Origin of the sequence: Flavobacterium sp. RSSB_23 (genome assembly GCF_051547145.1) — a bacterium.
Classification (GTDB): domain Bacteria; phylum Bacteroidota; class Bacteroidia; order Flavobacteriales; family Flavobacteriaceae; genus Flavobacterium.
In genome coordinates this window covers 753,724-767,713 of the sequence record NZ_JBPTTO010000001.1, presented here as the reverse complement: position 1 = coordinate 767,713, position 13,990 = coordinate 753,724, and the positions used below count along the sequence as shown (strand labels likewise).

Genomic DNA, 13,990 nt, shown 5'->3' with positions numbered 1-13,990 from the left:
CATTCATAAACAAAAAAGAAGCATAGCGTTTTACCATACTTCTTTTTAATTAAACTTTGAAATACTAAGTCTTACTTACACCTGACAGGTTTCAAAAACCTGTCAGGTGTGGTAGTAATATCTTAATTTTAGCGAAAATTTGAACTTGTTTAATTATCAACAGCTAAACATTATAAAATCTAAATCAACTCTCTAAAATATTGCAATAAAATCTTATCGTTTTCAACCGTTGGGGTGAAGATTTCTAATAGTTGAGGCTTTTCATTCTCTTGGAACAAGATAGCAATAGCCTCATCTAAACTTGTAGCATCTGTCGCTTTGCTGTATGCTAAACCATACATTTTAGCCAAATGTTCCGCGGTTAAGTGATGTGAGGTTTCGAAAAAAGTATTAAAAACTGGAGTTTCATTATGTCCTGGTAAGATTCTAAAGATTCCTCCGCCTCCATTATTGATAAGGATGATTTTGAAATCTTTCGGAATATAATTGTTCCAAAGGGAGTTACTATCGTAGAAAAAACCAATATCGCCGCCCATAAAAACCGTTGGTTTTCCGTTGGCTACAGCCGCTCCAATGGCAGTAGACGTACTTCCATCGATGCCGCTGGTTCCGCGGTTGCAAAACACCTCAATCGAAGGGTCAATATCAATTAACTGAGCGTATCGAATGGCCGAACTGTTACTGATTTGCAATTGCGAATTTTTAGGCAAATTCGAAATTACTTTATCAAAAACCATAAAATCACAAAACGGCATTTTAGACACATACCAATCGTGTTTTTGCTTGCGCAAATATTTCACATGCGCTAATTGGGAAGAATAATTGCTCTTAACTTTTTGTGCTAAAGGATAAAATGCGGTAAAAAAGGTATTCGGATGTACTTCAAAATGATGCGTTAATGCACCAAAAGTATCGTAAGCTCTCAAAGGGTCAATATGCCAATGGTGTTTGGGCTTATACTTTCTTAAAAAAGCTTTGATGCGTTTGGACACCACCATTCCTCCAAAAGTCACCAAAATATCGGGTTGAAACTCCTCAAAATCTTCTTTTGTAAACGGCGTAATAATGGTATCGATATTGTTGACAAAACTCGGATGGTGAATATTCGAAGTCGTTTCAGTCATCACTATAATCGAATCGTCATTCGCAATCACGTTAATCGACTTCGCATTGGCATCCAAACCACTCACACCTACCAAAATCATTTTCTTTTTGGAAGCATTCCAAATCTCCGCAAAAGGTGTTAAATCACCTAATGGCCTATCAACGGTAGCGGGAATCGTTGCATCAATATGAGCATTTACCGTAAAAGCTTCAACAGTTTCATACAATGGTTCTTCGAATGGCGCATTGATATGAACAGGGCCTTTTTGGGCAATCGAAGTAGTAATTGCTTCGTTAATTTTTACATCATTCTCAAAAGAAGCGTCTTCGGTTAAATTAGCATTGTATAACGAATGATTCAGGAAAACATTCTCTTGACGAATCGTTTGTCCGTCACCAATGTCTATCTTGCTTTGTGGACGGTCTGCAGAAAGTACAATCAACGGAATCTGACTATAAAAAGCCTCTGCAAATGCAGGATAATAATTCAGTAATGCCGAACCAGAAGTACACACCACGGCCACTGGCTTTTGCGTTTGTTGGGCAATTCCCATCGCAAAAAATGCAGCGCAACGCTCATCGGCAATGCTATAACAAGTAAAATCAGGATGACTCGCAAAACCAATCGTTAAAGGGGCATTTCGAGAACCTGGAGAGATAACTATTGTTTGAATTCCTTTGGCTAAAAAAATCTGAAGTATACTTTGTGCTAAAGGTATTTTGGGATAAACCATTTTTGAAGTTGGAAATTAGATGTTAAAAAAGTTAGAAGTTATACCACTTCAACTTGGAGTACAAAGTTACAAACTTGACCGCCCAATTCCTTCAAATAGCATCATTTTTTACTATTTTTGGATAGAAATATTTTTAAAATGAAAATAGAAGTACGCACCTACCAAACCGAAGATACACAAGCCATATTGGACATCATCAACTATAACATTTTGCATTCAACTGCTTTGTATGATTACAACATCAGAACCTATGAACAACAAAAAGCCATTTTGGATGATAAATTGGCCAAAAATTTCCCTGTAATCGTAGCCGAAGCAGATGGGCAAGTGGTTGGTTTTGGAATGTACAGCGAGTTTCGTTTTAGAGAAGCCTATAAATTTACTGTCGAACATTCTGTATATGTAGCGAATGATTACCACGGAAAAGGAATTGGAAACGTATTATTAGCAGAACTAATTGCTTTGGCCAAAGCCCAAAAACTCCACACGATGATTGCAGTTATCGATGCCGAAAATCAAGGTAGCGTTTTGTTTCATGAAAAATTCGGATTCAAAACTGTGGGCATCATCAAAGAATCAGGCTATAAATTTAATCGTTGGTTGCATTCGGTATTCATGCAATTGATTTTAGAATAAAGTAGTATTATTTTGCCACGAATTCACGAATTAAATTTTAAATGTATTGCTAAAAAGGCAACATAAATTTTTAAGTTTTCTTGAATTAGAGTAATCTGTCGGCTTTTTTTTATAATACAAATTCGTGAATTTGTGGCTAAAAAACAGAAAACAATTAATGAGTCGCCTTCCGCTTGAATGACTTATCTTTGCAGCTTTATTACGACTATGAGTTTTACATTGCTTTCTTCACCCTTGCAAGGATTCACCGATTACCGCTTTCGAAATGCACAACAAAAATATTTTGGCGGTATCGACACTTTTTATTCGCCTTATATTCGGCTGAACGGAAAATTGGTCATCAAAAATTCCTATCACAGAGATTTACTCCCAGAAAACAATGAAACGCTTGAAGTAATTCCGCAAGTAATCACAAACGATGCCGAAGAATTTTTATTTGTTGCCCGCTATGTAAAGGAATTAGGATACAAAGAACTCAACTGGAATCTAGGTTGCCCCTACCCGATGGTTACCAAATCTGGAATGGGTTCGGGTCTCATAAGCAATACCGAAAAAATCAATCACATACTCGACAGAGCGCATACCGAAACCGACATCATTGTTTCGATGAAAATGCGTTTGGGCTATGAATCGCCACAAGAAATACTTGACGTCCTTCCTATTTTGGACCAATATCCCATAAAAAACATCGCCATTCACGCTCGTTTAGGAAAACAATTGTACAAAGGAGGTGTCGATTTGGAAGGGTTTCAAAACTGCATTGACACTACCAAACACAAGTTGTATTACAACGGGGATATCACTTCGGTGGTGCAATTTCAAAAGATGCAACAATGTTTCCCCAGTATCGACCACTGGATGATTGGGCGCGGATTGATTGCAGACCCCTTTCTTCCAAGTATGATTAAAAACAATACTTTCGAATACCCCAAAAATAAAATGGAAGTGTTTAGCCAGTTTCATGATACGCTTTACGAAGGCTATAGCGAATCCTTATCTGGTGCTACTCATATTCTACTGAAAATGCATCATTTGTGGGAGTACTTCTCAGTGCTTTTTTCCAATCCTCATAAAGTGCATAAGAATATCAAAAAGGCCAAGAGCATCAAAAACTATGAGGCTACTGTAAAAGAAATTATTGCTAAAGAGTCATAAAATTTACCGCAAATTCGCAAATTTTTATTATGTATGAGTCGTTTTAAAATGGAACACAAATGACGCAGATTAGAGTAAATAAAACCAAGAGAAACTATAATGAACTGTCAAAAGGACAAACCTACAGCTGTATTTTAATAACATTTGATTATTTTTCTCGCATAAAAAAATAAAATTTGCGAATTTGCGGTATCCATTCAATGTAAAAAATTGAATATACTCCAAAAAAAAGAGCCTGCTAAGCAAACTCTTTTTCAAATTAAATTTCTAAAACTAAATATACAAAACAAACTAACTTTTTATCCAATTCACAATTTTTGGGTCGGTTGGTAAGGTTCTAGGTGAAATAACATCAACTAATTCCCCTTTTTCATTCAACAAGTATTTTTGAAAATTCCATTCAACTTCAGAATCTTTTAGTCCGTTTTTAGCTTTTTGAGTCAAAAACTGGTACACAGCACACATATCGCTTCCTTTTACCGAAACTTTATCCATCATCGGGAAAGTTACACCGTAATTTTGTTGACAGAACGTAGCAATTTCCTCTTTAGTTCCAGGTTCTTGAGAAGCAAAATTATTCGCTGGAAAACCTACAATTACAAATCCCTTACTGCTGTATTCTTTATACAAGGCTTCTAAGTCTTTGTATTGAGGCGTCAAACCACATTTAGAAGCGGTGTTGACAATCATAATTTTTTTCCCTTTCAAAGTAGCGAAATCAAAGGTATCTCCCGACAAATCAGTTACTTTAAATTGATAGATTGTTTCTTTGGCAAGATTGGTAGTCATAACTGTAGAATTAACTTTTGAGGTTTGCGCTTGATTTTGACAACTAAAAAATAGTAATGCTACGCTTACTATTGAAACTAATTTTTTCATATGGTAATTTTTTGATAAAAATAACCATTTAATTGTCTATTTAAAACAAAAAAATGTTAAACGGAAGTTAATTAAAAACCTATCTCTTCATTTTTACTCTTCATCAAAAAAAAAATCTGAATAGCGAATAAATCTTGGCTTTACAGCAGTAAAACAAAGACAAAACAGAATTACAAAACAATTCAACAAATCATAATATTCTCGAGCTTGTCAATATAATCTACTTTATATAACTTGAAATGTATATGTTTGTAGTTACTAAAAAAATAGCGTATGACCCAAGATGAGTTGTTGGTTTTAATTCACAAAAAAGACGAAAAAGCATTTACCTATCTTTACGATATGTATTCAAAAAGTCTATTCTCCGTTATCAACGTATTGGTGAAAAACAGAGAAGAGGCCGAAGATGTCTTACAAGAAGTATTTGTCAAGATTTGGAAAAATATAGACTCGTATAACGAAAGCAAAGGCCGTTTCTATACGTGGATTCTCAATATTGCTAGAAATACTTCTATTGATAAGCTACGCTCTAAAAACTTTAATGATAGTCAAAAAAACCTTTCTTCTGATAATTTCGTACATCTATTAGACGACAGCAATAAACTCACAAACAAAATTGACGCTATTGGAATTCAGGAGTTTGTAAAAAAGCTAAAGCCAAAGTGTATTCAAATAATAGACTTGCTCTTTTTTAAAGGATACACCCAGCAAGAAGCTTCGGAAGAGCTGAACATACCACTAGGTACTGTAAAGACCAACAATAGAAATTGCATCAATGATTTAAGACTTTATTTGAAACTATAATGGAAACAAAAGAATATATAGCATCAGGTATTTTGGAACTTTATGTGTATGGTTTGCTCAGTGAAACCGAAAACCTAGAAGTTGCAGAAAAAGCAAAGCAATATCCTGAAATTGAACAAGAAATTATAGCTATCGAAAAAAGTATTGTGGCGCTTTCTTCTAGTTTTTCTCCTTTTCAATCTGTTGCGAATTACGAGAAAATTAAAAACCAATTGGCACTCAAGCACGGCAAAGTGATTGAAATGCAGCCTCAGAAAAAATGGACACCTTATTTGGGTTGGGCTGCCGCAGCAGTACTATTTGTGGGTATAGGATTTCAGTATTTTAAATTGAATGAAACCCAAAAAACAATTGTTGTTGTTGCTAATGAAAAGAAAAAAATCGAACAAGAATTCTCTGTTTTAGATAAAAAAAACAAGGCCATCGAAAACAGTTTAGCCATTGTTAGAGATGTAAAAAACACGCTAGTTGCCTTGAGTGGACAAACGGTTTCGCCAACATCTTACGCCAAAGTATATTGGAATAAACAAACCCAAACCACTTATGTAGATGCTTCGGGTTTGCCTAAACCCCCAAAAGGTATGGTTTACCAAGTTTGGGCTATTAAATTGAGTCCAACACTTACTCCAAAAAGTATTGGTTTGTTAGGTGATTTTGAAAATAACGAACAAAAATTATTCGAAGTTGACAATACCGATTATGCAGAAGCATTTGGAATTACCCTTGAACCAGAAGGCGGAAGTGCAACTCCAACTATGGAGCAATTGTACACCTTAGGAAAAGTATAAAACCAACACGTTATACAAGGAAATCTGATAACAAATAGCAAAGATTACAACACAATTTATTTCAAAAAAATCAAAAACAACTAATTCACAATTGAGTCGCTTTGTAGTGCCAATATTGGAATTTCTGAATAATCTGAAAATTTTCGAGTGAGACTTGGACTAAACAATTCGACAAAAAAGTTGCGTTTATAAGTCACCATAGCCAGAACATCAATGCTTTTTTGAGACACAAAATCTATAATGGTGCCTTGTACATCATCTAGCGGAAGAATCGTAAACTGCACAGGCTCATTGGCGAAATGAGTTTCCCATTCTTTGATAGTTTCTGGTTTCACATCGGATTGATTGGTTTTTACGTACAAACATTTTACTTGCGCTTTTGTTTTTTTGGCAATGCTACAGACTAATTCTAAGGCTTTTTTATCTTTCTCTCTAAACTTAGTGGTAAAACCAATATTTTTTATTTTGTGATACGTTGCCGTAATGGGTACGCTCAGCACTGGAACAGAAACTGCTGATAACACAGACCCTGTATTTGTTCCCACAAAAAAAGTTTCCCAACCAGTAGCTCCAGCTGTTCCCATCACCACAAAATTGATATTTTCCTCTTTTATCGCATTTTGGATGGTGGTAACCAAATCGCCATCCATCAAACGATGGGTGATTTTGACATTCGCCAAACCTTCTTTTTCCGCTATGGCTCTCAGCTTTGGAATTTCGTCTTTAAAGGCATCAAATTCTGCCAATTGCAACGATTCATATATCATATAATAGTTGTCTGGCGTAAACTGACTGTCTACTATAGGCAGCTGAAAGGTGTGCAATAATACTAATTCTCCTTCGACTACATCGGCCAAATGTAGGGCGTGAACAAATGCATTCGTAGCCACTTCTGAGAAATCTGTTGGAAATAATATCTTTTTCATAATGTGTAAAATTTATTTGTTATTGGTCTTTTATGCTATCATCTTAATTTATTAGTATTTGTTTACACAAATTAGTTATGAGTGGCGATTGCATAGCAAATATAGTTCTAAGAGTTACCTTTTAAATGTTGTTTAAATTTAAGAAATGTTTAGGCGAAGTCGACTGATATTTGTCAGTTTACCATATATTTAACTTTAAGATAATACTCCACTAACGAGCTTGGTGTCTTGAAAGGAAATTGCAAAGCCAATAGTTTTGCTTACTTTTGCATACAAATTGACACCTCCTATGATTCCAAACGATTCTATAGTTGCTTTAGCTACGCCATCAGGAGCTGGAGCCATTGCCATCATTCGTATTTCAGGTCAAGATGCCATTCAAATTGGCCATTCTGTTTTTCGTTCTATCAAAAACAAAGACTTGACTGCCCAAAAAACGCATACTTTGCATTTGGGACATATCATTGATGGTGAGAAAACCTTGGACCAGGTATTGGTTTCGATTTTTAAAGGTCCAAATTCTTATACTGGAGAAAATACAATTGAGATTTCCTGTCACGGTTCTACGTATATTCAGCAACAAATTATTCAATTGTTATTGCGCAAAGGCTGTAGAATGGCCGATGCTGGTGAATTTACGCTAAGAGCCTTTTTGAATGGAAAATTGGATTTATCCCAAGCCGAAGCCGTGGCCGATTTGATTTCGTCAGACAACGAAGCGAGTCACCAAATTGCTATGCAGCAAATGCGAGGTGGTTTCTCAAACGAAATTGCCAAACTTCGTGAAGAACTATTGAATTTTGCTTCCCTTATCGAACTCGAATTGGATTTTGCCGAAGAAGATGTTGAATTTGCAGACAGAACTCAATTTCACGAATTGGTCAACCGAATCGAATTTGTATTGAAACGTTTGATTGATTCTTTTGCAGTTGGAAATGTAATCAAAAACGGAATTCCAGTAGCCATTGTGGGTGAACCCAATGTTGGAAAATCGACCTTATTGAATGCTTTACTCAACGAAGAACGCGCTATCGTTTCGGAAATTGCTGGTACCACTCGTGATACTATCGAAGATGAATTGGTAATTGGCGGTATAGGTTTCCGATTTATTGACACAGCCGGTATTCGCGAGACCAAAGATTATGTAGAAAGCATTGGTATCCAAAAGACGTTTGAAAAAATTGAGCAAGCGCAGGTCGTAATCTTTTTGTTTGATGGTTTAAAGTTCAAAGTTTCAGGTTTTGACTATATCACCGAAATTGAAAAAGTAAAAAACAAATACCCTTTAAAACCAATTCTAGTTGTTATAAATAAAATTGATTTGTTAGCTGAAAATGAAATCTTAAGTATCAACAACCAACTTGAAACTTTAAACCTTAAACTTTTAAAAATTTCAGCCAAGAACAAAGAAGGCATCGAGGATTTAAAGAATCAATTGCTTTCCTTCGTCAACACTGGAGCACTTCGTAATAACGAAACAATAGTCACAAATACAAGACATTATGATTCGTTACTTAAAGCCCTAGAAGAAATACAAAAAGTAAAATTTGGGCTAGAAACGAATCTGTCGAGTGACCTTATGGCTTTGGATATTCGTGAAGCCTTGTACCAATTCGGATTGATTACAGGTCAAGTTACGAATGACGAATTATTGGGGAATATATTTGCTAATTTTTGTATCGGCAAATAAATGACCCCACAAGATATCATCGGAACCTACTCCATTTCAGGAAGCAATCAGGAAGCAAACAATGCCATTACTTATAAAGGTGTTTTAACTCTTTCGCTTGACGAACACAGTCGAATCCAAGCCCATTGGTTGATTAACGATGAGCAAGTTCAAACCGGTTCTGGATTTTTCAAAAACAATATTTTAGTCATCAACTTCAAGTACAAGGGAGAAGACAAAATCACCTACAAAGGCGTTGCAGTATATCAATGCATTACCAAAGATGTTCTGGACGGTTTTTGGTCCGAAAAACACGGCGACCCACGCTATTTGGGAACAGAATACGCTTTACGAATCAAAAGTTCCGAATTTCTTAACTAAATCTTAGCGTTTGTAACCATTGGAATCTTGCCAAAACTTGATGCAATACCTTACTTTTGTCTTCCAAATTATATTAAAAAATGAAAAAACAAATTACATTCCTAGTTTTAGCCGCTTTATTCATCACGCAATCGAGCTTTGCTTGGGGCAAAAAAGGACACGCCTTAGTGGCCGAAATTGCCTTTACCTATTTAGACCCTTCCGTACAAGCCATAGTGACAAAATACCTTAATGGGCGCTCTATTCAGGATGCCGCCAACTGGATGGACGAACTTCGCGACGACCACTCCTACGACTATCTAAAACCGTATCATTATGTAAACTTTGATAAAGGCGCAAAAGTAGTGAACCACGAAGGAGACAATATCATTTTCCGATTGACACAAACCATTCAGGAACTAAAAAACTACAAAAACCTCTCCGACGAAGACGTAAAAATGAAAATCTGCATTATTTTTCACTTAGTGGGCGATTTGCACCAACCGCTGCACGTGGGTTTTGGTACAGACAAAGGCGGTAATACCCAACAAATAAACTACAACGGAAAAGGCACCAACCTGCATTCTTTTTTCGATAGCGGCATCATCAACGCCAGAAACATTTCACTAAGCGATTGCTTGGCACTCAACACTTATTCTAAACACCAAATCAAACGCTTGGGCAAAATCAATACCGTAAAATGGGCCAAAGAATCTCGAAGCTACTTGCCTACCATTTACGATTACAAAAGCAATATCATTCCCGAAACCTATGTAGACACCCAAGCCCCAATCATCAAAAAACAATTGTTACATGCTGGGCTTAGACTAGCCTCAGTACTTACCTCTATTTTTGGTTAATTCATTTTCGCTTTCATACAACATGCTTGCTGTTTTTTAGGAGCAGCTCGTTTTTTACGCACCACACGAGTCGTCCCGCTGTACGCTATATCTTGCTGTGCGAACCCCGCACAGCAAGGATGCCGCTCCCATCGGGGCTAGACTAGAACGTTTGGTTTTCATAAGTAAAAAACAGTCGAAACCCAATAACAATAATAAAGCCTTCAGAACTTACCATTCTGAAGGTTTTTTAATTTAAACAACATTCAAAATACTCACTAAAAAACCTCATCTACAATAACTTAGCAATTCAAAGCAATGATTTTGTACCTTTACTTTTCTAAAAAAGTAATGTATGCCCTTATTTGAATTACAACCTTCCGTTGCCTTGCAAGAATTCATTCGGGTTTATCGAATTGTACATTTTGTATTTGATTCTCGGGCAACGCTTCCTTTTAAGGCTTATCCGCCAAGAGCCGAACACTGTTTGAGCTTTTATCCCAATGACACCGAAACTGTTTCTTATACCAAGAGCGCTACAAAAATCAGTAATTTAAAAAGCGTCCTTATGGGGCAACAAAGTGAAATTACCAATCGTTACGTGGGGAATGACTTTTTGGTGTTCCAAATCGTTTTTCGTCCGGGAGCTTTATTCAGAATCACAGGCATTCCTTCTTATGAGTTAACCAATTCGTATATTGATGCAGAGACCATCTTTCCAAAAGAAATAAAGAACATCAACGAACAATTGCATCAAGCAAAAGATTACATTCAGATGAAAACTGTTATCGAATCTTTTTTATGGCGTCAAGTCCAACATCAAAAAAAAGAGGCGCATCGGTTGGATAGGGTTTGTAATACCTTATTGAGCGCTACTCAAAATTTCAGTATCGATTCACAAGCGCAAGCTGCTTGTTTGAGTCCGCGTCAATTTGAGCGAAAGTTTGTAGAACGTATGGGAGTTTCTCCAAAATATTTTAGCAAAATCCTTCGATTTGAAAGCACTTTCCGAATGAAAAACAAATATCCACACTATGATTGGCTTACCATTGCGATACAATGTGGATACTATGATTACCAACATTTAGCCAAAGATTACAGAGAATTGACCCACCTCACCCCTGCTGCATTTCATTTATTGGATTTGAATTCTCCTGAGCGGAAATTTGGTGAAGCGGATACCTATTAAAATGTCGTTTTTTTACCATTTGTTGCTGAAATTTCATAGCAAATTTGTACTGTAACCAACAACAAAAGACTATGAAAAGAAGAAATTTTATTACCGCATCAGCCGCTACCCTTCCATTATTGGCTTTAGGACACGAGTTGCCTACTCCTTCCACAAGAACCACAAAAGGCTTTGTTGTAAAAGCCAACCAAAGTAGGTTTGAGGAAAAAACCCTCATCAACGGCAGTAGTTCCAATAATATCAAAATTGCCTCCAAAGATACCGATGGTGCGCTTAGTGTATTTGAGTACATTGGAAATGAAAAAGGAGGACCTCCCTTGCATATTCATCCTAATCAAGATGAGATTTTCTTTATTGTAAGTGGTGATTATCTCTTTCAAGTAGGTTCGGAACGCTATAAACTACAAACAGGAGACACTATTTTCTTGCCGAGAAATGTTCCTCATACTTTTGCCCAAGTATCGGCCACAGGGAAAATGTTTTTTCTTTTTCAACCTTCAGGAAAAATGGAAGATTTCTTTAGAACAATTGGCAACCTCACAACGCCTCCAAAACCAGAAATAGCCGCTAAAATCTTTGAGGAGCATGACATGAAGATTGTGGGGCCACCATTGGTTTATTGATTGGAAAATAAGCAAATTATAAGGTTTTATAAACATAAACTAATTTTACTTTTTGCTTTTCATAAGCTATAAGAAACTACAAAGTAACCCAAACGGTTATTTTGTAGTTTTTCTATTTATATTTCAAATGGAATATTACAATTTATCACTTAACCATTTGAATTTATAAGACATTTACGAAAAAAACAGAAGACTTTTATTAGATTTACGTATTACAAGAACATTCAAGAAAAAGTCGAAGTAGGGAGACTTCGCCGAGCGAGGGTAAGTTGAAACAATTAAAATGTTAAATATATTATGGCAAAAGAAAGAATTTTTGAACTTATCAGAAATGAAGAAGTTGTGTTAATTGTAGGTGCAGGAATGTCAGTTTATGCAGGTTATCCATCGGGCGCAAAACTTGCAGAAATTTTGCATAGTGGTCTCACAGAAGAATTAAAAAAAGATATAGCGCTAAATTACGACTTACCTAAATTAGCTGAAGAAATCTATAATGTTAAAGGCGGAAATAAGAATTACTTATTTTCTACTCTAAAAAAACAATTTCAAAAGGAGCCCATATCAAAAGACACCCACCAAATACTTGCTAAAATTCCTCATTTCAAAAATATCATAACTACTAATTACGATAGATTAATAGAATCAACTAATAATAATATTGAAGTTATTCGAAAAAGTACTGATTACTCAATAGCTGACACTAAAAAACAATTACTGTTTAAAATACATTCTGATTTATCAGACACAGAAAATATAATCTTGACAACTTCTGATTACAATAATTATTTTTCTAAATCAAAAGAACATAGTGTTTTTTGGAATGCAGTAAAGGACAGACTAGCTTCTAATCATATATTGTTTATTGGATACGGATTGGAAGATTCTAATATCAACGTTCTACTTGATAAAATTATTGATGAATTAGGTGATAAAAGAAAAGAGATTTTTTTTGTGTCTCCATCTATAAATCCTGCTAAACTAAAATACTTTCAAAGAATAGGCATTGAATATATTGAGTCGAAAGGAGAAATTTTAATTAATGAAATTTATGAAGATTTAAAGTTGAACTATTTTCCAAATCTATCAAAAGGAATAGGAATAGCTGACACAGCGTTAAATTTTGCAAATGAAAATAAAATCAGTGTCACACTAAGCAAAAAAGACGAAAAAATTGGAATAGAAAGTATTACATCGTCAGATAAAAATCTTGATGACCATTTAGTGGTACAATTTGAATTGACAAAAAATGAAGAAACAGAAAAAATAATTGATTCATTAAAAGGCAAAAACTTTGAAGATGTCAATATTGACAAGAATTCCTTAATTGCATTCAATCTGTTTTTTAAAGATTTTCGTTTTGTCACTCAAGATGACATCAAAAATTTTATGGTTAAAAGATTACCAGTATACGATTTCAAAATTCACATAGTCTTTGAAGATGACTATGAAATTGATAATTATCCCTTCAAATTATATGTTATTTCACCATATGAAAACGAATATCATTTAAAAATAGAAGTTGAAGATTTTACAATCATTATAAAAATTAAAAATAACACAAAATATCATATAGAAATTTTCCCAAGTGATGAAATAAAATCAACCATCTCTGGATTAAAGTTTTACCGAATCTTATCCAAAATAGTTTCTAATCAAAAATTTAAAATTTATGAAAACCATAAACTCTTATTTAATTATTCTCCAAAAATATCTTTTGATGAAGATGCATTAGGCGCAAAAACATTATTAGAATACTTTGAAAATCTGAAAAAAATAGAAAAATTTTTTGATATCAGATTTAGAAAAATCAGACTAGATAAAAAACACGAAGAATCAATTAAAAAAATAATTTATTTCATTGATAAAACAGTATTCACCGAGCCTTTTAATGGTCACTCATTTAAGATTGAAGACAAAGATGAGTTGGATAATTTTATTAAAACAGGTGACAAAGAGAAAGTTTTAATGATATCGGAAAATGAAAAAACAGTAATAGAACTTTATGAGAACAAATTTGATATAGGCTATTTACATACAATTATATATGATGTTTTTGTGGAAAATTGGGAAGATATAAAATTGAATAAATCTTTAGAAATAAAATTAAAAAGTAAAAGCAAACTTATACATTATCAATATTCTGATAGTACTAACCTTATTTCGAATCTGCCAACAAAGTCGTAAATCTTTTATTCATCTGAACTAGTCTACCAGATTACGAATTTGCAACCAAACGAAGTAAACTGACAATGTAATACGTTCTAAAACAGTACTCAACAATCCA

13 protein-coding genes are annotated in these 13,990 nt (G+C 34.7%); 10 read left to right on the top strand and 3 right to left on the bottom strand.

Annotation, left to right across the window (positions count from 1 at the left end; translation table 11 throughout):
• Positions 1-179 precede the first annotated feature (179 nt).
• Complete coding sequence (menD, locus tag ACSVH9_RS03485; protein WP_438062497.1) at positions 180-1,838, bottom strand: 2-succinyl-5-enolpyruvyl-6-hydroxy-3-cyclohexene-1-carboxylic-acid synthase; 1,659 nt, start codon at positions 1,836-1,838, stop codon at positions 180-182.
• A gap of 138 nt (positions 1,839-1,976) precedes the next feature.
• Here menD and ACSVH9_RS03480 point away from each other — a divergent pair, with 138 nt between their 5' ends.
• On the top strand, positions 1,977-2,474 hold the full coding sequence (locus ACSVH9_RS03480; RefSeq protein ID WP_438062496.1) for an N-acetyltransferase family protein: 498 nt from the start codon (positions 1,977-1,979) through the stop codon (positions 2,472-2,474).
• Positions 2,475-2,681: 207 nt separating this feature from the next.
• A complete protein-coding gene (locus ACSVH9_RS03475) occupies positions 2,682-3,629 on the top strand; it encodes a tRNA dihydrouridine synthase (RefSeq protein WP_438062495.1) in 948 nt (315 codons plus the stop codon).
• Between the two features lie 291 nt (positions 3,630-3,920).
• Here ACSVH9_RS03475 and ACSVH9_RS03470 read toward each other — a convergent pair whose 3' ends face one another.
• Positions 3,921-4,508, bottom strand: a complete 588-nt coding sequence (locus tag ACSVH9_RS03470; protein WP_159691240.1) for a glutathione peroxidase — start codon at positions 4,506-4,508, stop codon at positions 3,921-3,923.
• Positions 4,509-4,781: 273 nt separating this feature from the next.
• Here ACSVH9_RS03470 and ACSVH9_RS03465 point away from each other — a divergent pair, with 273 nt between their 5' ends.
• Entirely contained in the window at positions 4,782-5,312 is a 531-nt protein-coding gene (locus tag ACSVH9_RS03465; RefSeq protein WP_159691243.1) for an RNA polymerase sigma factor, read from the top strand.
• Positions 5,312-6,100, top strand: coding sequence for an anti-sigma factor (locus tag ACSVH9_RS03460; RefSeq protein WP_438062494.1), 789 nt, complete (start codon positions 5,312-5,314; stop codon positions 6,098-6,100). Before ACSVH9_RS03465 ends, ACSVH9_RS03460 begins: the two co-directional genes overlap by 1 nt.
• Before the next feature lie 80 nt (positions 6,101-6,180).
• Here ACSVH9_RS03460 and ACSVH9_RS03455 read toward each other — a convergent pair whose 3' ends face one another.
• On the bottom strand, positions 6,181-7,026 hold the full coding sequence (locus tag ACSVH9_RS03455) for a universal stress protein (protein ID WP_438062493.1): 846 nt from the start codon (positions 7,024-7,026) through the stop codon (positions 6,181-6,183).
• Positions 7,027-7,315: 289 nt separating this feature from the next.
• On the opposite strand from ACSVH9_RS03455, the gene mnmE reads away from it, so the two are divergent.
• The 6 genes from mnmE (at position 7,316) to ACSVH9_RS03425 (ending at position 13,890) form a co-directional block, all read left to right on the top strand.
• A complete protein-coding gene (mnmE, locus tag ACSVH9_RS03450; protein ID WP_438062492.1) occupies positions 7,316-8,716 on the top strand; it encodes a tRNA uridine-5-carboxymethylaminomethyl(34) synthesis GTPase MnmE in 1,401 nt (466 codons plus the stop codon).
• Positions 8,717-9,076 (top strand): hypothetical protein, encoded by a 360-nt coding sequence (locus tag ACSVH9_RS03445; RefSeq protein WP_438062491.1) that lies wholly within the window; start codon positions 8,717-8,719, stop codon positions 9,074-9,076.
• A gap of 80 nt (positions 9,077-9,156) precedes the next feature.
• Positions 9,157-9,915 carry a S1/P1 nuclease gene (locus tag ACSVH9_RS03440; protein WP_438062490.1) on the top strand — a complete coding sequence of 253 codons (759 nt, stop codon included), beginning with the start codon at positions 9,157-9,159 and terminating at the stop codon, positions 9,913-9,915.
• 334 nt (positions 9,916-10,249) lie between these two features.
• Entirely contained in the window at positions 10,250-11,083 is an 834-nt protein-coding gene (locus ACSVH9_RS03435) for a helix-turn-helix domain-containing protein (RefSeq protein WP_438062489.1), read from the top strand.
• Between the two features lie 71 nt (positions 11,084-11,154).
• On the top strand, positions 11,155-11,706 hold the full coding sequence (locus ACSVH9_RS03430) for a cupin domain-containing protein (protein ID WP_438062488.1): 552 nt from the start codon (positions 11,155-11,157) through the stop codon (positions 11,704-11,706).
• Between the two features lie 297 nt (positions 11,707-12,003).
• On the top strand, positions 12,004-13,890 hold the full coding sequence (locus ACSVH9_RS03425) for an SIR2 family NAD-dependent protein deacylase (protein WP_438062487.1): 1,887 nt from the start codon (positions 12,004-12,006) through the stop codon (positions 13,888-13,890).
• Positions 13,891-13,990: the final 100 nt, after the last annotated feature.